This window comes from Arthrobacter sp. TJ-178, from assembly GCF_058269275.1.
Window position 1 is genome coordinate 57,602 of record NZ_JBZCNK010000007.1, and the last position, 23,823, is coordinate 81,424.

Genomic DNA, 23,823 nt, shown 5'->3' on the forward strand with positions numbered 1-23,823 from the left:
GGTGCACGACCTGTCACTGCTGAGCCCGCGGCCTCCGGCCGGCGGCACTGCCGTCGGCCGGAGGGTTATCGCCTTGCGGCGCCGCTGCCTTGCACGGTTTCCGCGGCGTCTGCGGCGGTTCCGTTGTCCTGGGCAGTGCCCGGCACGGTGGACATGGCTCCGGAGTTCCCCACATCGGAGCCGCCGTTCATCCCCGGCTCAACCGATGTCGTGGCGGTCGGCTTGATGTCGAGCGTGCGGCGCAGGATCTGCTCCTTGATGAAAAGCACGGCAATGAATGCCACCACGGAGATGACTGCGGCGATCTGGAAGATCGTGGCAGTGGCGTCGCCGTATGCGGCACGGAAGATGCCCTGGATGGCGGGCGGCAGGCTGCCAATGTCGAGCGAGTCGCCGGCACCGCCGTCGGACACCGGAATGTTGGCGGCGCGCAGGCCGTCAGCAGCACGGCTGCTCACGGAGCTGGACATGACGGCACCCAGCACCGAGACACCGATGGCACCGCCAACGGTGCGGAAGAACGCAATCGAAGCGCTGGCAGAGCCCACCTCGGAAACCCGGACGGTGTTCTGCACCGCCAGGACGAGGTTCTGCATGAGCAGGCCCATGCCCAGGCCGAGGACGAAGATGTACAGGCTGACCAGGACCATGTCGGTTTCGTGGTCCACGGTTCCTGCCAGCCCGGTCCCGGCGATAACCATGATCGTTCCCGCAATCAGGAACCGCTTCCACTTACCGAAGCGGCTGATCAGTTGCCCGGAGCCCACGGAACCGGCCAGGTTGCCGGCGATCATCGGAAGCATCAGCAGGCCGGCTTCGGTGGGGCTGAAGCCGCGGGCAATCTGGAAGTACTGGCCCAGGAAGGTGGTGGAGCCGAACATCGCGATTCCCACGGAAACGGAGGCCACAATGGCCAGGGCCGTTGTGCGCTGGCGGATGATCTGCAGCGGGATGATGGGTTCGCGGACCTTGGACTCCACGAGGACCAGCAGGGCCAGGAGAACGACGGCGCCGCCCACCATGGCGGCGGTCTGCCAGGACATCCACTCGTAGTAGTCGGCCTTGCCGGCGAATGAAACCCAGATCAGCAGCAGGGAGACACCGGCGGTCAGCAGGAGCGAACCGAGCCAGTCGATGCTGACCTTGCGGCGGGTGTGCGGCAGGCGGAGCGTGACCTGAAGCAGGAACAGTGCCACTACGGCCAGCGGCACGCAGAGGAAGAAGGTCCAGCGCCAGCCCAGCGGGCTGTCCACGATGAAACCGCCCAGCAGCGGGCCGCCGGCCGTGGCGACAGCCATGACCGCACCCATGTAGCCGGAATACCGGCCTCGCTCGCGCGGCGGGATGATCGATCCGATGACGGCCTGTACCAGCGCGGTCAGGCCACCCATGCCGATGCCCTGGATGACACGGGCGGTGAGCAGGACGGGCATGTTATCCGCCAGGCCGGCAACCACGGAGCCGATGACGAAGACGATGATGCTCAGCTGGACCAGCAGTTTCTTGCTGAACAGGTCGGCGAGCTTGCCCCAGATGGGGGTGGAGACGGCGTTGGCCAGCAGCGCCGCCGTGACCACCCAGGCGAAGTCCGTCTGCGTGCCGTGCAGGTCCGCCATGATGGTGGGCAGGGCGTTCGCCACAATGGTGGTGCTCAGCATGGCGGTGAACAATGCCGCGAGCAGGCCGGTCAGGGCCTGGAGGATCTGGCGGTGGCTCATTTCGCCGGGAACGTGGTTCTGCCGGGCAGGCTTGGCGCTCCGGCGGCCCTTGGCGGCCTTGGGGTTGTTGGGTTCGTTGGGGTTCTTGGGGTCGATGCCGGATGCGGACGCCGTGGCGTCCTGGCCGGGACTGGTTGTGGTTCTCTGCGACTCTGTCACTTCGCTGTCTCTCCTGCCGGGATGGGCATCTGTTGGGTACCCGGCTTCATTGCGCGGATTGCTGTGTGTAGTGATTCTGTGAGCTTGGCCAGCGATTCGCTGGCCGAACGTGCTTCTTCGCCTGTCCAGTCTCCGAGCATGTCCTGGAGCAGGGCTGCGCGGCGGCGCATCTCGTCAGCTACCACCCGGGTTCCCACCGGGGTGAGGCTCATCAGGTACGCCCGCCCGTCATCCGGATGGGGCCGCCGGAAGACGTAGCCCATCTCCACCAATTCGGTGATGTGCCGGCTCAGTCCTGCCGCCCCGATGCCCAGCTTCTCGGCCAGTTCGGTGGCCCGGATCTCGCCGGCATCGCCGATCATCCGCATTACTCCCTGCAGAGCAGTGCCCGGCCCCCGCGGATCCGCACTCTTCTGCGAGAGGCAACGCAGCTGGCGCTGGAGCTTGAAGACCAAGCTGATGAGTTCTTCGGCCGACTGCTGGTTGACTGCCACAAAACACCTGTCTGAATAATGTTGTTTGCCTCAGGCAACGATACGAGAAGTAATTGCCTTAGTCAACGAAATAATGGCAGGAGTTGCTTCACGCTGAAGTTTTTCGGCAGGGATGCCTCAGGCGGGCTCGCCGGAGTCAGCGGTTTACCGGCGCTACATATTCCCTGCTCCGCATATTCCTTGGTCCGCACCGGAAGCCGCTCAGAGCCCTCCAGCGCGGACCGCTCCGGACCGCTTAGACCGCCAGGTGCGTTGGGGAGAAGAGGCCAAGAGTCGCTTCGACCACCACCACGTTGGGCCCTTCGGCGGCGAGGGATTCAGCCAGTGCCGCCCCCACGCCGTCGGGCGCGGTCCTGAGGGCCGGGACGCCAAAGGACTCGGCCAGCTTCACGAAGTCCGGACCGGCAAGCTCGGTGGCGGTGGCCTTGCCGAAGGCGTCCACCATGTATTCGCGCAGGATGCCGTAACCGCCGTCGTCGACAATCAGCCAGGTCACGGGCAGGTTGTGCTGGCGGGCGGTGGCGAGTTCGGCGATGGAGTACATCGCCGAGCCGTCACCGGAGACGGCGAGGACGCGCTCCCCCAGCCCAACGGCACCCCCGATCGCTCCGGGGTAGCCGTAGCCCAGGCCGCCGGCACCCTGGGCAGAATGGAACTGTCCGGATCTGGCGTCCCAACAACTCCAGGCCCAGTACGCGGAGATGGTCATGTCCCAGTAGGTCTGCATGGAATCAGGAACTGCGGCGCGGATGTCGGCCATGAATTTCCGCTCCGTCACCAAGTCCTGGCCATCCAGGCGGGCGGATACCTTCGCCAGGGTCTGAGCCACGAGATCCTCGGGCGCCTGCCCGTTCCAATCCGGAACCTTCGCTCGCGAACCGGGGACAACGACGTCGAGGGCCTCCACCAGCGCTGCGAGGGCCTGGCCGGCGTCGGCACGGATGCCCAGTGCGGGCCGGTTGGATTCGAGCACCCGCGGCTCGGCATCAATCTGGATGATCCGGCCGCGCGGCGCGAGCGTGAAGTAATTGGACGTGACCTCGCCCAGGGAGGAGCCGATCACCAGCAGGACGTCGGCCTCTTCAAGGACATCGGTGGTGTGGCGGTCCTCGATCCACGACTGCAGGGACAGCTCATGGTTCCAGGGAAAAGCACCGTTTCCCCCGGGCGTGCAGATCACCGGTGCCCGCAGCATCTCAGCCAGGGACAACAGGTCCGCTTCAGCACCTCCCCGGCGGGTGCCGCCGCCGGCAATGATGGCCGGACGCTGCGCTCCGGAAAGCCACCGGACCGCTTCCTTGACCAATTCGGTCCGCGGCGGATTGTCGAACGGTTCGGCCAGCGCATCCTCGACGGCAGGAACCATCACCGGGTTCAACAGGACGTTTTGCGGGATTTCCAGCCACACCGGACCCATGGGTGAGGAAATGGATTCCGTCCAGGCATCCTGGATGGCCGAGGGGATGCCTGAGGCGTGCTGGATGAGGCGCTGGCTTTTGGTGACGTTGGCTGCCGACGCCTTTTGGTCATCGAGCTGGTGCAGCATGCCGCGGCGGCGGGCGCCAAGTCCCTCGATGGGTATCTGGCTGGCCACCACCACCATCGGCACGCCGGTGGCGTAGGCCTCCTGCAGCCCGGCGAGTGCCGTGAGAGCCCCCGGTCCGGTGGATAGGAAGACAACGCCCACCTGTCCCGTGGCCCGGGAGAAGCCGTCGGCAGCAAAGGCTGAGTTGTTCTCCACCCGCGAGGAGACAAACCGAAGCTCTGAGCGGGAGAGGGCGTCGAAGAGCCCCAGAGCGTGCTGGCCGGGAATGCCGAATACGGTGGTGGCCCCCAGAGCAGCCAGGGTTTCCACCACAAGGTCACCACCGTTGCGCACCGGAGTCTGTTCGCGGAGGCCCCGGTCCCTGCCGTCTTCTTCCAGGCCGCCCTCTTCTGCCAGTGCACTCATTCCGAAAGTCCCATCAACGTGATCAGGTCATAGGCGACGTGGGAAGCGGCCACCGCGGTAATGTCGGCGTGGTCATACGCCGGGGCCACCTCGACGACGTCGGCGCCCACCAGATTCAGGCCCCGCAGCCCGCGCAGGATTTCCAGCAGTTCGCGGCTGGTCATGCCGCCGGCTTCAGGAGTGCCGGTTCCGGGCGCATGGGCCGGGTCCAAAACGTCGATGTCAACGGAAACGTAGAGCGGCCGGGTTCCGATGCGGTCCCGGAGTTTGGCGATCACTTCGTCCACCCCCTGCCGGAAGACATCGGAGGAGGTCACAATGCCAAAGCCAAACCGCCGGTCGTCCTCAAGATCCCGCTTGCCGTAGAGCGGTCCGCGGGTGCCCACGTGCGAAATGGCCTCAGTGTCGAGGATCCCTTCCTCCACCGCCCGGCGGAATGGGGTGCCGTGGGTGTATTCCGCGCCAAAGTAGCTGTCCCAGGTATCCAGATGCGCGTCAAAGTGCAGCAGGGCAACGGGCTGCCCGGCGCGTTCGGCGGCGGCGCGCAGCAGGGGCAGGGCAATAGTGTGGTCCCCGCCCAGGGTCAGGAGCTTGGTTCCGGATTCGGTCAGGCCGAGCGCGTTGGCCTGGATGGCTTCGATGGCCTCATCGATGTTGAACGGATTGACGGCCATGTCTCCGGCATCCGCAACCTGGAGGTTCTCGAACGGAGAGGCATCCAGCGCCGGGTTGTACGGACGCAGCAGCCGTGAAGCCTCGCGGACATGGTTGGCTCCGAAGCGGGCGCCGGGCCGGAAGGAGACCCCCGAGTCGAACGGAACCCCGACAACGGCCACATCCGCAGATTCGACCTCGTCCAGCCTCGGCAGCCGCGCATACGTGGCCGGGCCGGCGTACCGCGGCACACGGGCCGCATCCACAGGTCCGATATTGCCGTTGGCGGTGATCCGCGGCGGATTCTGCATGCTGGCTGCTCCGATTCCGGACCTGCCCGAAACGGCCATGCCCTGTGCAGGCCTCTCCGGGACAGGCGCCCGGACCTCCGGACGCCGTTGCCTGGGAGGCATCAATAGTTTTCCCTGAGGCTAAAGTGGAACGGCAGCTCCCGTCAAGACTAGGCTGTTCCTATGGCGGCTCAACAACACAGTGCGGACAGTAACTACGACGTCGATGTTCTGATCGTGGGCGCAGGCCCCACAGGGCTGGCCCTCGCGGCTCAACTGGCGAGTTTTGGCACCAGTTTCCGAATCATCGACCGCGACTTGAACCGGTCGGAACATTCCCGGGCGCTGGCTCTGCAGCCGCGCACATTGGAAGCTCTTCGTCCGTTCGGCATCAGCAGTGCGCTGGCAGCGGCCGGCCGCCCCGCACGCGAACTGCACCTCCATCTTCCGGACCAAACCATCCCCGTGGATTTGGCCGACGCCGGCATCGAAGACTCCGAGTTTCAGCATCTGCTCTTCCTCTCCCAGGCGGAGACGGAACGCGCCTTGCTTTCTTACCTGGCCGGACGCGGAGTCCGGGTTGAGCGCGGTGTTGAGCTCCACGACTTGGAACGCCTTGACTCCGACGATCCCTTCGCCGGGATGGAAGCCAAAATCCAGCGGATGGACCGAGGCATCGAACGCGTCCGTGCCCGCTACGTGGTGGGTGCTGACGGCGCGCACAGCACCGTCCGCGCCAAGGCCGGCATGGACTGGCGCGGCGGGGTCTACCCCGGAACCTTCGTGCTGGCGGACCTGGAAGCCGACGGCGTGGAACCGGGCATTGTGCATTCCTATCTCAATGAGGACGGCTTCATGCTGCTGTTCCCGCTGGGCAGCCCCTCCACCTGGCGGCTGATCAGCATGAAGGATAAGGCAGACACCGCCGAGGCAACCCTGGACTCCCTGCAGTCCATCGCCGACCGGTTCACCGGCGGCACGGTGACGCTTTCCGATGCCAAGTGGATCAGCACCTTCAAGCTCTCCCACCAGATGGCCGAATACTTCCAGGACGGCTCGGTCTTCCTGGCCGGCGATGCAGCTCATGTTCACTCCCCCGTGGCGGCCCAGGGCCTGAACACCGGAATCCAGGACGCCCTGAACCTCGGGTGGAAGCTGGCCCTGGGTGCACGCGGGCTGGCTTCGGACGACCTGGTGGACAGCTATGACGCCGAACGGCGGCCCGTGGACCAGAGCGTCCTGCAGTTTACGGACCGTATCTTCCGGCTGGCTTCCAGCAAGAACGGTCTGCTGAAGCTTCCCCGGACCAAGATCCTCCCCGCCCTCGCACCGAAGGCTTCGGGCTCCAAGGCCCTGCGCAACCGCCTCTTCCGTACGGTCTCCCAGTTGGACACGCAGTACCGCGGCAGCGACGTGGTGGACACCGGCGCTACCCGTCTGCCGGCGTTCCTCACTGCCGGGCCCAAAGCCGGCGACCGGCTTCCGGACGCCGTGGTGCTGGACCACGGGCGCGAACTGCGCCTGCACGACGTCCTCTCCGCCCCCGGCTTCCATATCCTTCTGTGCGGTCCGGGCTGGCCGGCAGACGCCCAGCTGCGGCTGCACAACGCCTTGGAACGGCTCTCCCCGTGGGTCAGCGTCCGGCGCCTGAACGTGGGGAGCCGGCTGGCAGCCGCAAACCCCAATGAGGTCCAGGACGTCACCGGACTGGCGTTCGAACGGCTTGGTTTGAGTGTCCGCCGCCCGGAACTCCTGGTGGTGCGGCCCGACGGGCACATCGGCTTCCGTTCCCAGGGCATCGACACCACCGCGGCAGTGGATTACCTGAACCGGCTCACCACGCCCGCGGCAGCACTGAAGCCCGCCCCGGCAGAGGCTTAACCGTCCCGGCGGAGCCCGGGAACCGGCGGCCGGCTTTCGTCAGCTGGCCGCCGGGCTAACCAGCGTCCACAGGACCACGGCTTCCTCATCCGAGGGGTTGTGCCAGGAGTGCGGCTCCTGCCCGGGGAACGTCACGGTGTCTCCCTCGGACAGCTCCATCGTCTCCCCGGCGAACAGCAGGACAAAGCTTCCGCGGGACACATGGACCACCTCTACATCGCAGTCCACCGAGTACAGCTCGGTTTCCCCGGACCCGTGGGGCGCAATGACGGCCCGGATGACCTGGACCCGGCGTTCCGCCCGGGAAGTCACCAGCCGCTCGGTGATGCCGGTGCCGCCAAGCTGCACCGACGGTGCGTCATTCCAGCGCGTCAGCTCCCTGGCAGGAGCGGAGAAAAGGTCTCCAATGGAGATCGACAGCACCTGGCACAGGGTCAGCAGCGAGGCTACCGACGGGGAAGTGAGGTCCCGCTCCACGCGGCTCAGGAAGCCCTTCGTCAGGCCGGTCGCCCCGGCCACCTGCTCAATGGTCATTCGCCGGGCCTGCCGCGCGAGGCGAATCTTCGGCCCGATGGCCACCGGGGCGTTGGAGGGCTCTACGGGCAGGGCCTTCATCACGGCAAACGTCCTCTCACTTCTCGTCCCTGCCGCAAACCCGCAGAGTTCCCTTCACCGGTTCCGTACTCTGCAACCTAGCTGCGTTCCGGGACTCCGGCAGCTTCGACCTCGTCCGAGTCCGAATCCTCGTCGTCGTCCTCTTCCTCGGGATCACCCTCGTCTTCTCCGGTCCACACCTTGATGATCGCCCAGGTGACGGCCGCGATCGGAACCGAGAGGATGGCGCCGACAATGCCGGCAAGGATGGTTCCGGCGGTCAGGGCCAGCAGGATGACGAGGGCGTGGATGCTCAGGGTCCGGCCCATCACCACCGGCTGCAGGAAGTTGCCTTCCAGCTGGTTGACCAGAATGATCACGATGACCACGATCAGTGCCACGATCGGACCGTTGGCCACCAGGGCGATCAGGGCCGCGAGCACGCCCGCCGCCGTGGCACCCACCAGCGGGATGAAGGACCCAACAAACACGATCACGGACAGCGGCAGGGCCAACGGCACCTGCAGGATGAACAGGGCCGCACCGATGCAGATCGAGTCGACGGCGGCCACAATGGCGGTTCCGCGCACGTATCCGCCCAGCACTTCCATGGCACGGGTTCCGGACAGGCGCGCCTTTTGCAGCCGTTCGCCGTGGAACCAACGAAGAATGAAGGCCCAGATCTTGTCCCCGTCCTTGAGGAAGTAGAACAGGACCACGGCCATCAGCAGGAATCCGGTGACAAAGTTGGTGGCCACACCGATGCCGGCCAGCGCACCGTTGCCCACGGTGGAACTGGTGGCGAAACTGATCGCAGTGTCACGCGCGTTTTCGATGGTGGCGGCGTCATGCGGGATGGGGCTGTCCTGGATCAGCTCATAGAGCTGGTTGAAGCCATCCACTGCCTGGTCCACGAGCGAGCTCCACTCACTGCGGATGGCAAAGACGATGCCCGTGATGAGCCCGCCGAAAACCGCAAGCAGGAGCAGGAAGGACACCCCGGTGGCGAGGGCGCTTGGCCAGCCCTTGTGCCGGAGCCAGTTCACGAACGGAGCGATTGCTGCGGCCAGGATCAGGGCCAGCAACACGGGGATGACCACCAGGGTGATCTGCAGCAGCCCGTAAACTGCCACGCCCACCAGGAGCAGAACCAGCAGGATCTGGGCGGAACGCTGGCCGGCATGGCCAAGGGCGCCGTTCCAATACCCGTTGGGAGCATCCCGAGCCGGTCCGCGCTTGAGGGGGGACGGTGTTCTGGGCATATCTGATCTTCCTGTCTGCGAAACCGGGTGAAGAGTTGCTCTAGCTGTTTTCTGTTGTGCTGCCGTTTTCGGCAGAGTTTGGGGTGTCCGGGGCATTGCCGCCGGCGGCGCCTGGCTCGGTGTTACCCGGACCGGTCAGGCTGTCCCGGACATGCCGGCGCATCACCTTCCCGATCAGCGAGCGCGGCAGATCCGGGATTTGCACGATCCGGCGGGGCACCTTGTAGGCGGCGAGTTCATTGCGGACGTACTCGCGGAGGCCTTCAGGGTTGAAATGCGCGTCTTCCTTCAGGACCACTGCCGCCACCACGTCCTCACCCCCGCTGGCCCGGCCAATGCCGACGACGGCGGCGTCGGCAATGCTGTCATGGCGCATCAGGGCTTCCTCCACCTCGGTGGGGGAAACATTGAAGCCGCCGGTGATGATCAGTTCCTTGATCCGGTCGCGGATGGTGACGAAATGGTCTTCATCCACGGTGACGATATCGCCGGTCCGGAACCAGCCCCCGTCCAGCAGTGCAGCGCTCGTTTCCGCCGGCTTGTTCCAGTACCCCTGGAAGACCTGGGGCCCGCGGACCAGCAGTTCCCCCGGCTCGCCCTGCGGGCGGTCGATGTCCGGGTTTTCCGGGTCCACAACGCGGATATCGGTCAGCGGGAACGGCACACCCACTGTCCCGGACTTCCGGGTGGGTCCCATCGGGTTGCCAACCGCCACCGGCGAGGTCTCGGTCAGGCCGTACCCTTCGATCAGGTGGCCTCCGGTGGCCTCTTCCCAGACCTTGACGGTGGACGCCGGCAGGTTCATGGCACCGGAAATCGCGTAGCGCAGGCCCTTCAGCGATATGCCCTGCTCCTTGGCCCCGGCCGCAATGCGGTCGTAAATCGGAGGAACCGCGGGCAGGAAGGTGGGAGGCGACTTCTTCACGGCCTTCAGCACCAGGTCCACGTCGAATTTGGGGAACAGGACCAGCTTCGCACCGAGGCTCATGGCCGTGGTGAGGCACAGCGTCAGCCCGTAGGCGTGGAACATGGGCAGGACGGCGTAGAACGTCTCCTTGCCCGGGCGCAGCCCGGGCACCCAGGCTCTCCCCTGCGCCGCGTTGGCCATCAGGTTGGCGTGGCTGAGCATGGCACCCTTGGGGCTGGACGTGGTGCCGCTGGTGTATTGGATGGCGGCCAGGTCCGACGCCGCGGGGCGGGGATGACGCCGGGGCAGCGGCCTGTTATCCAGCAGTTTCTTCCACACGACCACGCGGCGCGGCCCCGCGGCCGGGGGCTTGGAGACAGTCAGGGCGCTGCGGGCCTTACGTGCGGCGGGCACCGGAAGTTTCAGGGCCAGCCGGTTTTTCAGCGGCATGCTGTCGATGAGGTTCACTGAGATGATGGTGCGCAGCGGAACGTCCTCCGGAAGCGCCTGCAGCCGGTCCACTGCCTGGTCCCACGCCACGGCTACCGTGGCGCCGTGGTCCTCGAACTGGTGGCGCAGCTCCCGGTCGGTGTACAGCGGGTTGTGCTCCACGACGACGGCGCCCAGCCGCAGGATCGCGTAGAACGCCACGATGTGCTGGGAGCAGTTCGGCAGCACCAGGGCAACCCGGTCGCCCTGCTTCACGCCGAGCTTCTTCAGGCCGTTGGCTGCCCGGCGGATCTGTTCGCCGAGGGCCTGATAGGTGGTGGTTGCACCAAAGAATTCAAGGGCCGGTTTCGACCCGTACTTCCGGATTGATTCGTCCACCATGTCCACCAGGGATCCCTCCGGCAGACGCAGGTCCACGGGGACTCCGGCGCTGTAGTGGCGGGTCCAGGGCCGCGGGAAGTCTGCCGGGGCTGAAAGCGTAGAAGTACTCACGTCTCCGACTTTAGCCGCTGGGCGGAGGGCATCCTGCCGTGGCCCGCCCGGTCCGGTGCCAAAAACGTCTCCCACTGGCTGCATCCTGCCTTCCTCTGATTGCTGGTCATTCTCGGCTACACTGATAGGTCGAAGGGGAGTAGCTCCGGCCCTCCCGCATCATCCATGGTAGTAAACGCACGCAGCAGCGATTGCGTTTCATGCGCCGGATGTGCGGGCAGCCGAGGTCTGTCGACATACTGGCCGCCGTTGTGCGGCCCGGCATTCCACCCGCAGCGTTCAACGCGCGGGCGAGCGAGACCTTCGGTCAGTTTGACTACCAACTGACCGGAGCCTCCCGAAAACCGCTCCGGTCCCCGCACCAGGAGCATTGTGAACACCCACCCCGCAGACGAGCGCTTCTCAGGTTCCGAGCCGCCGTCGTCGTCCGACCTTAAGCGGTGGCGGCAGTATCTGGCGGATGAACGCGCCGAGGCAGACACCTACCGCTACCTGGCCGAACGCCGCGACGGCGAAGAACGCGACATCCTGCTGGCCCTCGCCGAAGCCGAAGGCCGCCATGCGGCCCACTGGCGCGAACTGCTGGGAGAAGACAGCCACCGCGAAGTCAGGGCAACCCTGCGCAACCGGATGCTGGCATTCCTGGCCCGGCGCTTCGGATCGGTCTTTGTACTGGCCCTGGCCCAGCGTGCCGAAGGCCGCTCCCCCTACGCACAGGATCCCCATGCCACCAGCGCCATGGCGGCGGATGAGCAAATCCATGAGGAAGTGGTCCGCGGACTGGCCACCCGCGGACGGACCCGGCTCTCCGGCAATTTCCGGGCAGCCGTATTCGGGGCCAATGACGGCCTCGTATCCAACCTGGCCCTGGTGATGGGCATCGGAGCCACCGGCGTGTCCAGCGGTTTCATCCTCTTCAGCGGGCTGGCCGGGCTGCTGGCCGGCGCGCTGTCCATGGGCGCCGGCGAATACGTGTCGGTGCGTTCCCAGCGTGAGCTGCTGGAAGCCTCCCGCCCCACCCAGATCACGCTGGATGCCGCCAAGTCACTGGATATCGACGCCAACGAACTGGTGCTGGTCTACCGGGCGCGGGGCATGACAGCCGAAGCAGCCGAACACCGGGCAGCTGAACGGATGGGACTGTACAGCTGCGACTGCGACCCGAGTTTTTCACTCAATCCCGAGGCTGAGGAAGACGCCGGCGACGAGCACGAAACCGTGGGAACCGGACTCGGTGCCGCCGTGTCCAGCTTCTGCTTCTTTGCTTCCGGAGCCGTTATCCCCGTCCTGCCGTATATCTTCGGGCTTACCGGTGTGGCCGCCGTCGTTCTTTCCTGTGTCCTCGTGGGCCTTGCCCTGCTCATGACCGGCGCGGTGGTGGGCCTGCTTTCCGGCGCTTCGCCGCTGAAGCGCGGACTGCGCCAGCTGGCCATCGGGCTGGGCGCTGCCGGGGCTACCTACCTGCTCGGGCTCCTCTTCGGCACCGGGGTGGCTTAGGCTTCCCCCATGACTGTTTCAGTGCCTGTCCTTCCGCTGCGCAGCGGAGCCGCCATCCCGCAGATCGGACTGGGCACGTGGCCCCTGGACGACGACGAAGCGGCGAGCGCCGTGGACACTGCTGTGGGACTGGGCTACCGCCACTTCGACACTGCCGAGAACTACCGCAACGAAAAGGGCGTGGGGGTTGGGCTGCGCCGCAGCGGAATCGACCGTACGGAAGCTTTCATTACCACCAAGTTCAACAAGGAATGGCACAGTTACGACGGCGTCCGCAGGGCTCTGGACGCTTCCATGCAGCGGCTGGGCACGGAGTACGTGGATCTGCTGCTGATTCACTGGCCCAATCCCGGGCTGGACCAGTACGTGGAGGCGTTCCGAGGGATGCGCGCCGCGCAGGATGAGGGCCTGGTGCGGGCGGTGGGCGTCTCCAATTTCAAGCCGGCCCATCTGCAAAAGCTCGCCGACGCCGGGTTGGTTCCGGAAGTGAACCAGGTTCAGCTTGACCCCTACCGTCCGCGCCGTGATGTGCGCGAGGCCAACGCGTCGCTGGGCATCGTGACGGAAGCCTGGAGTCCGCTGGGCAAGGGCACTTCCCTGCTGGAGGAAGCCCTGTTGAAGGACCTTGCGGCCAAGTACGGCAAGACGCCGGCCCAGATTGTCCTGCGCTGGGATGTCCAGTCCGGCATCGTCACGATTCCCAAATCCGCTAACCCGCAGCGCATGGCGGAGAACCTGGACATTTTTGGTTTTGAGCTGGCGCCGGAGGAAATGTCGGCCTTGGGAGGCCTGGAAACAGGGCTCCCGGTAACCGATTCGGACAGCTTCGGCCATTAGGACAGGAGTCCGCTGCACCTTCGCCTCCGGCCTGCGTCCCCGCACCTTTGCGGAGAGGCGCGTGTGTGTGTTCTGCCACCGCGCGGCCGCCGGAATTCGCGTAGAACCGCGGTAACATGCGGTTGCCGCGGTTAGCCGGCCCTCGGAGCATTTGACTTGAAAGCCCAGCCGGGAAACTCTGATAATGACTACGAGTCATTACGTACCAGGTACGGAAGAACGCACAAGAGGGGCAGCGTCGCTTTCATCACCCGGTAGAGCCATGCCCGCAGAACCATTGGACGCAGAGTCTGTGTCTGCGAATCCGCTGATGAGCCGCCTCGTCCCAAGCCGCCTGTCGACTCCCTGCGGAGCCGGGCATTTCTTCCGTTAACACCAAGGAAGGCCTATGGCTAACATGACTGAACCTAACCCCGTTCCGGGGCAGGGCCGGGAAGGACGCGGCGGAGCGATCCTCCCTGACGCGGCCCCCGGAACAGCTTCACTGCACGGCTATGATCAGCCCGCAGCGACCGTTGAAGCAGACGTAAACCCCGACCAGGAGCTGTTGCAGCAGCTGCGGGAAACCGAGCGTGCGCACGAAGAAGCGCGCAGCACCGAGACTCCGGCCAAACTGGACAAGGTTCTCTTCGGCATTACCGGAGCGCTGGCCATTGCCTTTATCCTCTGGGGTTTCTTCGGCGGGGATTCCCTGGCGACGTCGTCACAGGCCGCCCTTGACTGGGTCATGACCAATACCGGTTGGCTCTTTGTGCTGCTGGCGTCCTTCTTTGTGGTCTACGTCCTGTGGCTTGCACTGGGCCGCTTCGGAAACATACCGCTGGGCAAGGATGACGAGGAACCGGAGTTCACTACTCTGTCCTGGATTTCCATGATGTTCGCCGCCGGCATGGGCATTGGCCTGATGTTCTACGGCGTGGCAGAACCGCTCTTCCACTACGTGTCGCCGCCCCCGGGCACCGTGGACGGACAGACGCCCGAAGCCCTGCGCACGGCGATGGCCACCTCCATGTTCCACTGGGGCCTGCACCCGTGGGCCATGTACGCCATTGTTGGCATCGCCATGGCCTACGGAAGTTACCGGCTCGGCCGCAAACAGCTCATTTCTTCGACCTTTACCTCGCTGTTCGGCAGGGCACGGGTGGACGGACCCCTCGGGAAGCTGCTGAATATCTTCGCCATCTTCGCCACCCTGTTTGGCACCGCAGCATCGCTGGGCCTGGGCGCACTCCAGATCGGCAGCGGACTTGAATCGACCGGCTGGATGGGAACGGTGGGCACTCCGATCCTGGTGGGCATTGTCGCCATTCTGACGGCCTGCTTCGTAGCCTCTGCCATGTCCGGAATTTCCAAGGGCATCCAGTGGCTCTCCAACATCAATATGGGCCTGGCCCTGGTTCTGGCGATCGTCGTCTTCATCGCCGGACCCACCCTCTTTATCCTGAACGTGGTTCCCTCCGCCATTGCCGACTATGCCGGCAACATGGCGGAGATGGCTTCCCGGACCGAGGCCGTGGGCGATGAATCCATGCGCGAATGGCTCTCCGGCTGGACCATCTTCTACTGGGCCTGGTGGCTGTCCTGGACGCCTTTCGTTGGCATGTTCATTGCCCGGATCAGCCGCGGCCGCACCATCCGCCAGTTCGTCACCGGCGTCCTGCTGGTGCCGTTCGTGGTGACTGTTCTGTGGTTCTCCATCTTCGGCGGAGCCGCCATCGGCACGCAGCAGAGCGCGGCACCGGGAGAGGCAGACGCCCTGACAGCGGCCGCCGGATCCGATGCCGCACTGTTTGAGCTGCTCGCACTGCTGCCCATGCCCAACCTCATCGCCGCCGCCGTGGGAGTTCTGGCGATGGTCCTGGTGGGCATCTTCTTTGTCACCGGAGCAGATTCCGCGTCCCTCGTGATGGCTTCCCTGAGCTCCAACGGCTCGGAGAAGCCGGCCCGCGCGATCGTCATCTTCTGGGGTGTGCTGACCGGCGCCGTGGCCGCAGTGATGCTCATGGCCGGAGGCGATGATCCCTCGGCGGCCCTGGGAGCCCTGCAGCGCATCACCATTGTGGCGGCCCTGCCGTTCGCCATCGTCATGCTCCTCATGACCGTGGCGCTGGCCAAGGACCTCGCCCGCGACCCCATGGCCCTGCGCCGTGAGTTGACCAAGTCAGTGGTGCAGCGCGCCATTGCCGCCGGCGTGGACGAGCACGGCGGATCAACGTTTGACCTGTCGACCGTTGAACACGACACGACAGCGCACGACGTCGTAACGCCCGCCCCGGTGCCGGCACCCTCGGCCCGGGCAGGCAAATCAGCAGACGGGGAAACTCTGAACCCGCGCAGCTAACCGCGCCGAGGACTCCAGCAAGCTGAAGCACCACAACAAAAAGGTTCCGGCCGCCGCTTTCTGCGGCGGCCGGAACCTTTTGCTTTACCGGGGCTGACCCCTAGTGAACCGTTCCGCGAAGCTGCTCTTCGACCTCTTCCAGGCTCTTTCCCCGGGTCTCGGGCATGAAGCGCTTCACGAAGAGGATGGCGCAGATGCCCAGGGCCACGAAGATGAAGAACGTGGAGGAGATTCCCAGTCCCGCCATCAGGACCGGGAAACAGAAGCCGACGGCGAAGTTCGCCATCCACTGGACGAACACGGACAGGCCCATGCCCAGACCGCGGACCCGCAGCGGAAAGATTTCAGCGATCATCAGCCAGGTCACCGGTGAAATGGAGCCCTGCTGGAAGGCTAGGAACAGCACGGTCAGGGACAGCACCACAAAGCCGCGCGCAGTTCCCTCGGGCATGGCAATTGAGGCAACTCCAATCAGCAGCAGCGTGGTGGACGTGCCGATCAGCCCGGTGATGAGCATGGGCCGCCGCGCCACCTTGCCCAGCAGCCAGATGCCCAGGATTGCCGCGGCAACAGACACCACCCCGTTGGCGATGTTGGCGGTGAGCGCGGCCTCGGTGCCGAATCCGGCGTCGGCCAGGATTTGGGTGCCGTAATACACAATCGCGTTGACGCCGGTGATCTGCTGCACCACTGACATCCCCATGCCGATCAGGAGCACCCGGAACAGCCAGGGCTCGGCGAAGTCCTTCAAGGACCCGTGACGGGTGGTTTCCTCGGCGGCCAGGGCCCGGACGGCGTCGTATTCGGTTTGCGCATCTTCGGTGCTGCGGATTTTCTGCAGGACGGCCATCATCTGCGGATAGCGTCCCTTCGCGGCGAGCCAGCGCGGGCTTTCCGGAACGAACTTCATGCCGATCCACAGGGCGATGGCCGGCAGCGACGCCGCGGCAAGCATCCACCGCCAGATATGGTCTTCTCCGCCCCACACATTGCCGATGCCTGCGTTGACGGTGAAGGCAGCCAGCTGGCCGGTGACAATCATCAGCTGGTCGCGGGTCACCATTTGTCCGCGCCGGTTGGCCGGGGCAATTTCGGACAGGAACATGGGCACGACGGCGGAGGCGCCGCCCACGGCCAGGCCCAGCACCACGCGGGCCACCACCATCAGGCCGACGGCGGGTGCTGCGGCAGTGCCGAGGGCGCCTGCGAGGAAGACCGCGGCGAGGACCATGAGCAGGCGGCGGCGGCCAAACCGGTCAGCCAGCTGCCCGGCGGCAAGCGCGCCGAATGCCGCCCCGAAAAGCAGGCTGGAAGTGATCAGTCCTTCGGTGAACGGGGTCAGGCCCAGGTCATCTTTCATGAAGGGCAGCGCCCCGTTGATGACCCCCGTGTCATAACCGAACAGGAAGCCTCCGAGGGTGGCAATCCAGGAGGCACGCCCCAGCGCACCGGGGTGGCGGTTGCGGCCCTGCCGGCCGGAGGGGGTTTCAGTTGCGGACATCACGTTCTTTCTGGATATAGCCAAGCGCACAAAAACCCCCGCCGGCCGGAAAAACTCCGGCAGACGGGGGCAGATGCGTGCGTATTAGAGCGCTGCGAAAACTTCGCGCAGCAGAGTCGCAGTCTCGGACGGCGTCTTGCCGACCTTGACGCCCGCAGCTTCAAGAGCTTCCTTCTTGGCCTGGGCGGTTCCTGCGGAACCGGAGACGATGGCGCCGGCGTGGCCCATGGTCTTGCCTTCGGGAGCGGTGAAGCCGGCCACGTAGCCCACAACGGGCTTGGTAACGTTGGCCTTGATGTACTCGGCAGCGCGTTCTTCGGCGTCGCCGCCGATTTCGCCGATCATGACGATTGCCTTGGTCTCGGGGTCAGCTTCGAACGCAGCCAGGGCGTCGATGTGCGTGGTGCCGATGACGGGGTCGCCGCCGATGCCGATTGCGGTGGAGAAGCCCAGGTCCCGCAGTTCGTACATCATCTGGTAGGTCAGGGTGCCGGACTTGGAGACCAAGCCGATCGGGCCCTTGGAGGTGATGTTGTTCGGGGTGATGCCAACCAGGGCCTCGCCCGGCGTGATGATGCCGGGGCAGTTCGGGCCGATGATGCGCGTGATCTGGTTGCCGTTTTCGTCCACCTTGGACTGGGCGTGGGCCCAGAACTCGGCGGAATCCTGCACGGGAACACCTTCGGTGATGACGACGACGAGGCCGATGCCGGCGTCGATCGCTTCCATGACGGCGTCCTTGGTGAAGGCCGGCGGCACGAAGACGATGGAGACATCGGCGTCGGTCTTGTCCATGGCCTCGGTGACGGTGCCGAAGACGGGCAGTTCCACGTCGCCGTGGGTGACGGAGGTGCCGGCCTTGCGGGCGTTAACGCCGCCGACAACCTGGGTTCCGGCCTTGAGCATCAGGGCGGTGTGCTTGGTTCCTTCGCCGCCGGTGATGCCCTGAACGATGACCTTGGAGTCCTTGTTCAAGAAGATAGACATAAGGGGATTCTCTTTCTAAAGGTTCGACAGGCTCTGGATCAGCGAGCGGCGTGAGCGAGCTCGGCAGCCTTGTCGGCGCCTTCGTCCATGGTGGTTGCCAGCGTGACCAGCGGGTGGTTGGCCTCGGCAAGGATGCGGCGGCCTTCTTCGACGTTGTTGCCGTCCAGGCGGACGACCAGCGGCTTGTTGGCTTCGTCGCCCAGGATTTCCAGGGCCTTGACGATGCCGTTGGCGACTGCGTCACAGGCGGTGATGCCACCGAAGACGTTGACGAACACGGACTTGACCTGCTCGTCGTTCAGGATGACGTCCAGGCCGGCGGCCATGACGGATGCCGAGGCTCCGCCGCCGATGTCCAGGAAGTTGGCGGGCTTCACGTTGCCGTGCTTCTCACCGGCGTAGGCGACGACGTCCAGCGTGGACATGACCAGACCGGCGCCGTTGCCGATGATGCCCACCTGGCCGTCGAGCTTGACGTAGTTCAGGTCATTGGCCTTGGCCTTGGCCTCGAGCGGGTCCGCTGCGTCCTTATCTTCCAGCGCGGCGTGGCCGGGCTGGCGGAAGTCTGCGTTTTCGTCCAGGGAAACCTTGCCGTCGAGGGCAACGATGTCACCGGCTCCGGTGCGGACGAGCGGGTTGACCTCCACGAGCGTGGCGTCTTCCTTGACGAAGACGTCCCACAGCTTCAGGATCGCGTTGACGACTCCTTCGCGCAGTTCCGGTGCGAAGCCGGCGGTGTCGACAATCTCTTCTGCCTTTGCCTGGTCGATGCCCACGGCGGGGTCAACGGCAACGCGGGCCAGGGCGTCGGGGCGCTCTACGGCGAGGACCTCGATTTCCATGCCGCCTTCAACCGAGCACATGGCCAGGTAGTTGCGGTTGGCGCGGTCCAGAAGAACGGAGAAGTAGAACTCCTCGGCAATGTCCGCACCCTGTGCGATCATCACGGTATTAACGGTATGGCCCTTGATGTCCATTCCGAGGATGTCGGAAGCGTACTGGAACGCCTCGTCAGCGGTCTTGGCGACCTTGACGCCGCCGGCCTTGCCTCGGCCACCGACCTTGACCTGCGCTTTGACGACAACTACGCCGCCAATCTTCTCGGCTGCAGCTTTTGCTTCTTCAGGAGTGTGCGCCACGATTCCGGCAAGCACGGGTACTCCGTGCGCCTCAAACAGATCGCGCGCCTGATATTCAAACAGGTCCACGGGCTAGTGTCCTTCTACGTCGAAGTAGGTTTACATTCGATCAAATGATCGCAGAAGCAGATGCGTCACGCCGGTCTGCCTCTCTGGGAACTTTAGTCGCTTGGTGTCCGACGCCGTCCCCAGAGTACCCCTTTAGTGATTAAGCGCACAGTTCTATGGTTTGTAGAAATTGGGCACCGTGAGCTATGAGGACGGAGCTTACCGCAAGCGTCAGGACTCTTTGGTCAGCGGCGCGTACCGCAGCAGGAGGCGCTTCTCACCGACGTCGAACTTGACCTTGGCTACGGTCTTGTCTCCGCTGCCTTCCACCGCGAGCACGGTCCCGTGTCCAAAGGAGGTGTGGTTAACCTTGTCCCCCGCGGACACGGCAATGACTTCCTTTTGCGGCTGGACCCGGCCGATGGCCTTGGCCACGGGCGCGGCGGAGATGTTGCCGCCGGTCCCGGAGCCCGACGCCGATCCGGCGCCCCAGTGCGAGCCGCCGTAGCGGCTGGAGCCGGAACCGGTGCTTCCGCCCCAGGTGGGCCGGTCCATCCCCTCGCGCTTCCAGTCGATGAGCTCCCCCGGAATTTCGCCCACAAACTGGCTGGCCGGGTTGTACTGGCTCTGTCCCCACATGCTGCGCACTTCCGAGCGCGTGATGTAGAGGCGTTTGCGGGCGCGGGTCAGGCCCACATAGGCCAGCCGCCGCTCCTCGGCCAGTTCCGCCGGGTCGGTGGCGGAGCGCTGGTGCGGGAACAGCCCCTGCTCCATGCCGGTCAGGAAGACCACGGGGAATTCCAGGCCCTTGGCGGTGTGCAGCGTCATCAGGGTGACCACACCCTGCCGCCGGGATTCCTCCACGGCAGCAGCAACTTCCTCGGCGGATCCCTCCGGGGCGTCGGGAATGGAGTCGGCGTCCGCCACCAGGGAAACCTGTTCCAGGAATTCGCCCAGCGATCCCTCGGGATTGTCCTTTTCGTATTCGCGGACCACGGCCACCAGCTCGGCAAGGTTTTCCACCCTTGATTCATCCTGGGGATCCGCGGAAGAACGCAGCTGCGCCAGGTAACCGGTCTGTTCAAGCACAGCTTCCAGAGCGGCGGAGGCGCCGGAGCCGTTGGCTACTTCGGCCAGGTCATCGATGAGCTTGACGAACCCGTTGACCGCGTTCAGTGACCGGGTGGCCAGCCCGGGGGCCTCCCCGGCCCGCCGCAGGGCTGCCATGAAGGAGATGCGTTCCCGTTCGGCCAGGGCCGCCACGGAGTATTCGGCACGGTCGCCGATCCCGCGTTTGGGCTCGTTGAGGATCCGGCGCAGGTTCACGACGTCGTCGGAGTTCACCAGCACGCGCAGGTAAGCCAGCGCGTCCTTGATTTCCTTGCGCTCGTAGAACCGGGTGCCGCCCACCACTTTGTAGGGCAAACCCACGCGCACCAGGACGTCTTCCAGGGACCTTGACTGTGCGTTGGTGCGGTAGAACACCGCGACGTCGCCCGGGCGCAGACCCTCTTCGTCCTGCAGGCGGTCGATTTCCTCGGCAATGAACCGGGCTTCTTCGTGTTCGTTTTCGCCGACGTAGCCAACAATCTTCTCGCCGTTGCCCTCGGCCGTCCACAGCCGCTTTTCCGGCCGGTTGGGGTTGCGGGAGATGACGGCGTTGGCCGCGTTGAGGATGGTCTGGGTGGAGCGGTAGTTCTGCTCCAGCAGGATGGTGCGTGCCCTCGGGTAATCCTTCTCGAAGTCATTGATATTGCGGACGTCGGCACCGCGGAAGGCGTAGATGGACTGGTCAGAGTCCCCGACGACGGTCAGCTCGGCCGGCGGAATGTCCAGCGTGTTGCCTTCCCCGGGCACACCCACCAGTTCCCGGACCAATGCGTACTGGGCGTGGTTGGTGTCCTGGTACTCGTCCACGAGGATGTGGCGGAACCGGCGGCGGTAATACTCGGCCACTCCGGGGAAAGCGCGGAACAGATACACCGTCTGCGCAATCAGGTCGTCAAAGTCCATGGCGTTGGCTGAACGCATGCGTTCGGCGTAGCCCTTGTAGACGTCCGCCACGGCCTGCTCGAACGGATCGGCGTAGTTGGCGGAGGCTGCAAAGGACTCCTCATCAACCAGCTCATTTTTCAGCGCGGAGATCTTATGCATGATCATCTTGGGAGTGAAGCGCTTGGGGTCCAGATCGAGACCCTTGGCCACCAGGGTGATCAGCCGCAGGGAATCGGCGGAGTCGTAGATCGAGAAGTTGGAATTCATGCCCACGGTCTTCGCCTCGCGGCGCAGGATGCGCACGCAGGAGGAGTGGAACGTGGAAATCCACATGGTCTTGGCCACCCCGCCCACGAGTGCTTCGATGCGCTCACGCATTTCCGCCGCGGCCTTGTTGGTGAACGTAATGGCCAGGATCTGGCCGGGGTTGGACCGGCCCGTGGCCAGCAGATAGGCAATCCGATGGCTGAGCACCCGCGTTTTTCCCGACCCGGCGCCGGCAACGATCAGCAGCGGCGAGCCGGCATGCTTGACGGCTTCCTCCTGCTGCGGATTCAGGCCGTGCAACAGTTCCGCCGCCCGCTTCTCGTCCACGCGGGAGGCAGCCCGGTGGTGCTCTCCGCCGGAGGACCCGGCCGGTGCCGCATCCGTCTTCACGGAGTCGGTTTTGGCAGAGTCAGTCTTGGGAGAGTCGGTTTTGGCGGCTGAAAAGTACGGATCAAAAAGATAGTCCATGGTGTTCTTAAGTCTAGGCGCTGGCACCGACCATTTCCGGCGGCCCGACCTGCGCGGCAGCGGCCCTACAGACCGTGCCGCGGCGTCAGGCAGAAGCGGAGGCGAGCGCGTCCCGGATTTCACTGACCGCTGAAGCCGTTCCGGCGATGTGCCAGCGAAAGCCGTTCACTTCCTCCACAGCGGTGCTTCCGCCGGCAGCGCGCACAATGGCCTTACCCGGCAGCCAGTCCCATTCCGGGCAGCTGTGCTGGAACCAGGCACCGAGACGCCCGGAAGCTACCCCGCCAAGATCGCAGGAACCCGATCCCAGCATGCGGATCGTGGCAGTCCTCGAGGCTGCAGCCGTCCAGGGGCCGGCCACCTCGGGACGGCGGAGCCAAGTGGGATGCAGATACGTTCCGGCGCTGAGACGGTCCAGGGAGACGTCGTCAAGCGAAGGCATCGGCGTCCCGTTCAACGTGGCGGGATGCCCCTCTCCCCCAACCCACAGCTGATCTTCCTGCGGCTGGTAGATGGCTCCGAGCAGGACGTCCGGGTCTCCGTCGAGGGAATCCGGCTGGTCCGCCTTCAGGGCAATGGCGGAGCACCAGTAAGTGGATCCGGCAAAAAAGTTGTAGGTGCCGTCCACCGGATCAATGACCCAGGACCGGCCTGAAGTGCCCTGCACGCTTGCACCCTCCTCCCCCACGATCCCGTCGTGCGGCCGCAGCCTGCGCAGTTGTTCCACCACCAGTTTTTCCGCGGCGTGATCCGCCGCTGTCACGACGTCGGACACGCTGGTCTTGGCTGTGGCGGTCAGTCCCGCCGAGCGCATGCGCAGTGCCAGGGCACCGGCTTCACGCACCAGATCAGCGGCCAGGGAAAAGTCATCCTTTGTGGCGGTAACGTTCATGCCGACAGCCTATCCGCAGGCACCTGCGAACCAAAGGAAGCGGACCGGGAGCCGCAAACCGGCGCCGGGCCGGGCTGCCTCCGCTCCGCAAAACTGATGAAGGGAAGCGGAGATACCCTTATAAGCATGGGAAAAACTCCGGCACAGCGGGCAGCGAAGCACGGCTCCGAAGCGGCAATGCCTCCGCATCTTGCACAGACCACAGCTCCCCGCTCTCCGCAGCAGACCAAGTCCAACGCGAATCTGCTCCTCACGGCAGCTGTTGTCACCACCTTGTTTATGTTCTTTTACCTGCACCTCATGGTGCTGGAGCAGATGACGCAGCTCTCCAACGGCATGGCCATGCCGGATTCGCTGGTGGGCGGTTACAGCATGGAGTACCTGGCTGACCTCCGCTCGGTAATGGACGGGGATGCCCTCGGCCAGCTCAGCTACGTCCATAAAACAGCGGGCACCATCTTTCCCCTGATGTTCGGGTTTACCTGGCTGCTGATCATTGGGCTGAACGCCCGCGGGCGGATCCGGCGCTGGGTACTGTGGGCAGCCCCGATCCTCTTTGTCATTGTCGACCTGTGGGAGAACGTCGCCATTGACGCAGCCTTGGGCACCGGAACCCTGACCAGTGCCGACGCCACGCTGGCGAGTGTCCTGACGATAGCCCGCTGGGTGCTGTTCGCCCTGAGCCTGCTGGCCGCTGTTGTTGCCGTGTTCGGCCGACGCGTTCCGAAATCTTCCCAGCGGCTCCCGCGCTAGGCAAAGCGGGACGGGGGCCGGCCCGGCGGAGCTACTCGGCCGGGCTTTTCTCCGCCGCAAACCCCTTGGTGAGACTCCCGGCGACTCCGGCCAGAAGAACATATGCCGCGATTATCAGCACCCTGTAGGCTCCGTCGCCGAGCGAATCGCTAAGCATCGTTCGTCCGGCGAAGATGAACCCCGAAGCGCTGAGACAAAAGTGCAGCCGAGGCGAACCAAAATACTCTGCGTTTCGACAAATCGCTG

The 23,823-nt window shown here is 65.0% G+C and carries 17 protein-coding genes; 5 read left to right on the forward strand and 12 right to left on the reverse strand.

Annotated features, from left to right (window positions below; all coding sequences use genetic code 11):
- Nucleotides 1-65: 65 nt before the first annotated feature.
- From AC4D2Q_RS16660 to speB, 4 genes are all read right to left on the reverse strand, one after another.
- Complete coding sequence (locus AC4D2Q_RS16660) at nucleotides 66-1,718, reverse strand: MDR family MFS transporter (RefSeq protein WP_490947622.1); 1,653 nt, start codon at nucleotides 1,716-1,718, stop codon at nucleotides 66-68.
- 155 nt (nucleotides 1,719-1,873) lie between these two features.
- Complete coding sequence (locus AC4D2Q_RS16665) at nucleotides 1,874-2,371, reverse strand: MarR family winged helix-turn-helix transcriptional regulator (RefSeq protein ID WP_490927712.1); 498 nt, start codon at nucleotides 2,369-2,371, stop codon at nucleotides 1,874-1,876.
- A 235-nt stretch (nucleotides 2,372-2,606) separates the two neighbouring features.
- Nucleotides 2,607-4,322 carry a thiamine pyrophosphate-binding protein gene (locus AC4D2Q_RS16670; protein ID WP_490947561.1) on the reverse strand — a complete coding sequence of 572 codons (1,716 nt, stop codon included), beginning with the start codon at nucleotides 4,320-4,322 and terminating at the stop codon, nucleotides 2,607-2,609.
- Entirely contained in the window at nucleotides 4,319-5,287 is a 969-nt protein-coding gene (gene speB / locus AC4D2Q_RS16675) for an agmatinase (RefSeq protein WP_490947562.1), read from the reverse strand. The genes AC4D2Q_RS16670 and speB overlap by 4 nt, the downstream gene beginning before the upstream one ends.
- A gap of 162 nt (nucleotides 5,288-5,449) precedes the next feature.
- On the opposite strand from speB, the gene AC4D2Q_RS16680 reads away from it, so the two are divergent.
- Nucleotides 5,450-7,147, forward strand: coding sequence for an FAD-dependent monooxygenase (locus AC4D2Q_RS16680; protein WP_490947563.1), 1,698 nt, complete (start codon nucleotides 5,450-5,452; stop codon nucleotides 7,145-7,147).
- 39 nt (nucleotides 7,148-7,186) lie between these two features.
- Here the strand turns inward: AC4D2Q_RS16680 and AC4D2Q_RS16685 are convergent, their stop codons facing one another.
- The 3 genes from AC4D2Q_RS16685 to AC4D2Q_RS16695 all read right to left on the reverse strand — a co-directional run bounded on the left by AC4D2Q_RS16685 (nucleotide 7,187) and on the right by AC4D2Q_RS16695 (nucleotide 10,936).
- Nucleotides 7,187-7,762, reverse strand: a complete 576-nt coding sequence (locus tag AC4D2Q_RS16685; protein ID WP_490927708.1) for a helix-turn-helix domain-containing protein — start codon at nucleotides 7,760-7,762, stop codon at nucleotides 7,187-7,189.
- A 77-nt stretch (nucleotides 7,763-7,839) separates the two neighbouring features.
- The gene (locus tag AC4D2Q_RS16690; RefSeq protein ID WP_490947564.1) at nucleotides 7,840-9,003 is read right to left on the reverse strand and encodes an AI-2E family transporter; all 1,164 of its coding nucleotides are present in this window, start codon (nucleotides 9,001-9,003) and stop codon (nucleotides 7,840-7,842) included.
- 40 nt (nucleotides 9,004-9,043) lie between these two features.
- On the reverse strand, nucleotides 9,044-10,936 hold the full coding sequence (locus AC4D2Q_RS16695; RefSeq protein ID WP_490947565.1) for a long-chain-fatty-acid--CoA ligase: 1,893 nt from the start codon (nucleotides 10,934-10,936) through the stop codon (nucleotides 9,044-9,046).
- A gap of 288 nt (nucleotides 10,937-11,224) precedes the next feature.
- Between AC4D2Q_RS16695 and AC4D2Q_RS16700 the strand changes: the two genes are divergently transcribed.
- The 3 genes from AC4D2Q_RS16700 to AC4D2Q_RS16710 all read left to right on the forward strand — a co-directional run bounded on the left by AC4D2Q_RS16700 (nucleotide 11,225) and on the right by AC4D2Q_RS16710 (nucleotide 15,527).
- Nucleotides 11,225-12,349 (forward strand): VIT1/CCC1 transporter family protein, encoded by a 1,125-nt coding sequence (locus AC4D2Q_RS16700; RefSeq protein WP_490947566.1) that lies wholly within the window; start codon nucleotides 11,225-11,227, stop codon nucleotides 12,347-12,349.
- Nucleotides 12,350-12,358: 9 nt separating this feature from the next.
- A complete protein-coding gene (locus AC4D2Q_RS16705) occupies nucleotides 12,359-13,186 on the forward strand; it encodes an aldo/keto reductase (RefSeq protein ID WP_490947567.1) in 828 nt (275 codons plus the stop codon).
- A 397-nt stretch (nucleotides 13,187-13,583) separates the two neighbouring features.
- Complete coding sequence (locus tag AC4D2Q_RS16710) at nucleotides 13,584-15,527, forward strand: BCCT family transporter (RefSeq protein WP_490947568.1); 1,944 nt, start codon at nucleotides 13,584-13,586, stop codon at nucleotides 15,525-15,527.
- Between the two features lie 100 nt (nucleotides 15,528-15,627).
- Here AC4D2Q_RS16710 and AC4D2Q_RS16715 read toward each other — a convergent pair whose 3' ends face one another.
- From AC4D2Q_RS16715 to AC4D2Q_RS16735, 5 genes are all read right to left on the reverse strand, one after another.
- The gene (locus AC4D2Q_RS16715; protein WP_490947569.1) at nucleotides 15,628-17,028 is read right to left on the reverse strand and encodes a sugar porter family MFS transporter; all 1,401 of its coding nucleotides are present in this window, start codon (nucleotides 17,026-17,028) and stop codon (nucleotides 15,628-15,630) included.
- Between the two features lie 84 nt (nucleotides 17,029-17,112).
- Nucleotides 17,113-18,015 carry a succinate--CoA ligase subunit alpha gene (gene sucD / locus AC4D2Q_RS16720; RefSeq protein ID WP_400933744.1) on the reverse strand — a complete coding sequence of 301 codons (903 nt, stop codon included), beginning with the start codon at nucleotides 18,013-18,015 and terminating at the stop codon, nucleotides 17,113-17,115.
- Between the two features lie 38 nt (nucleotides 18,016-18,053).
- The gene (sucC, locus tag AC4D2Q_RS16725) at nucleotides 18,054-19,223 is read right to left on the reverse strand and encodes an ADP-forming succinate--CoA ligase subunit beta (protein WP_490927701.1); all 1,170 of its coding nucleotides are present in this window, start codon (nucleotides 19,221-19,223) and stop codon (nucleotides 18,054-18,056) included.
- Nucleotides 19,224-19,433: 210 nt separating this feature from the next.
- On the reverse strand, nucleotides 19,434-21,932 hold the full coding sequence (pcrA, locus tag AC4D2Q_RS16730) for a DNA helicase PcrA (RefSeq protein ID WP_490947570.1): 2,499 nt from the start codon (nucleotides 21,930-21,932) through the stop codon (nucleotides 19,434-19,436).
- Nucleotides 21,933-22,017: 85 nt separating this feature from the next.
- On the reverse strand, nucleotides 22,018-22,824 hold the full coding sequence (locus AC4D2Q_RS16735) for an inositol monophosphatase family protein (RefSeq protein WP_490947571.1): 807 nt from the start codon (nucleotides 22,822-22,824) through the stop codon (nucleotides 22,018-22,020).
- Between the two features lie 126 nt (nucleotides 22,825-22,950).
- Between AC4D2Q_RS16735 and AC4D2Q_RS16740 the strand changes: the two genes are divergently transcribed.
- Nucleotides 22,951-23,577, forward strand: coding sequence for a hypothetical protein (locus tag AC4D2Q_RS16740; RefSeq protein WP_490947572.1), 627 nt, complete (start codon nucleotides 22,951-22,953; stop codon nucleotides 23,575-23,577).
- The last annotated feature ends 246 nt before the right edge of the window (nucleotides 23,578-23,823 follow it).

Excerpts from the sequence above, each read along its gene's own strand:
- AC4D2Q_RS16715 (WP_490947569.1), bottom strand. The coding sequence starts at position 17,028 with ATGTCCGCAACTGAAACCCCCTCCGGCCGGCAGGGCCGCAACCGCCAC.
- AC4D2Q_RS16740 (WP_490947572.1), top strand. The coding sequence starts at position 22,951 with ATGGGAAAAACTCCGGCACAGCGGGCAGCGAAGCACGGCTCCGAAGCG.
- AC4D2Q_RS16690 (WP_490947564.1), bottom strand. The coding sequence starts at position 9,003 with ATGCCCAGAACACCGTCCCCCCTCAAGCGCGGACCGGCTCGGGATGCT.
- AC4D2Q_RS16670 (WP_490947561.1), bottom strand. The coding sequence starts at position 4,322 with ATGAGTGCACTGGCAGAAGAGGGCGGCCTGGAAGAAGACGGCAGGGAC.
- AC4D2Q_RS16660 (WP_490947622.1), bottom strand. The coding sequence starts at position 1,718 with ATGAGCCACCGCCAGATCCTCCAGGCCCTGACCGGCCTGCTCGCGGCA.
- AC4D2Q_RS16680 (WP_490947563.1), top strand. The coding sequence starts at position 5,450 with ATGGCGGCTCAACAACACAGTGCGGACAGTAACTACGACGTCGATGTT.
- pcrA (WP_490947570.1), bottom strand. The coding sequence starts at position 21,932 with ATGGACTATCTTTTTGATCCGTACTTTTCAGCCGCCAAAACCGACTCT.
- AC4D2Q_RS16695 (WP_490947565.1), bottom strand. The coding sequence starts at position 10,936 with ATGCAGCCAGTGGGAGACGTTTTTGGCACCGGACCGGGCGGGCCACGG.
- sucD (WP_400933744.1), bottom strand. The coding sequence starts at position 18,015 with ATGTCTATCTTCTTGAACAAGGACTCCAAGGTCATCGTTCAGGGCATC.
- AC4D2Q_RS16710 (WP_490947568.1), top strand. The coding sequence starts at position 13,584 with ATGACTGAACCTAACCCCGTTCCGGGGCAGGGCCGGGAAGGACGCGGC.
- AC4D2Q_RS16685 (WP_490927708.1), bottom strand. The coding sequence starts at position 7,762 with ATGAAGGCCCTGCCCGTAGAGCCCTCCAACGCCCCGGTGGCCATCGGG.
- speB (WP_490947562.1), bottom strand. The coding sequence starts at position 5,287 with ATGCAGAATCCGCCGCGGATCACCGCCAACGGCAATATCGGACCTGTG.
- AC4D2Q_RS16705 (WP_490947567.1), top strand. The coding sequence starts at position 12,359 with ATGACTGTTTCAGTGCCTGTCCTTCCGCTGCGCAGCGGAGCCGCCATC.
- AC4D2Q_RS16735 (WP_490947571.1), bottom strand. The coding sequence starts at position 22,824 with ATGAACGTTACCGCCACAAAGGATGACTTTTCCCTGGCCGCTGATCTG.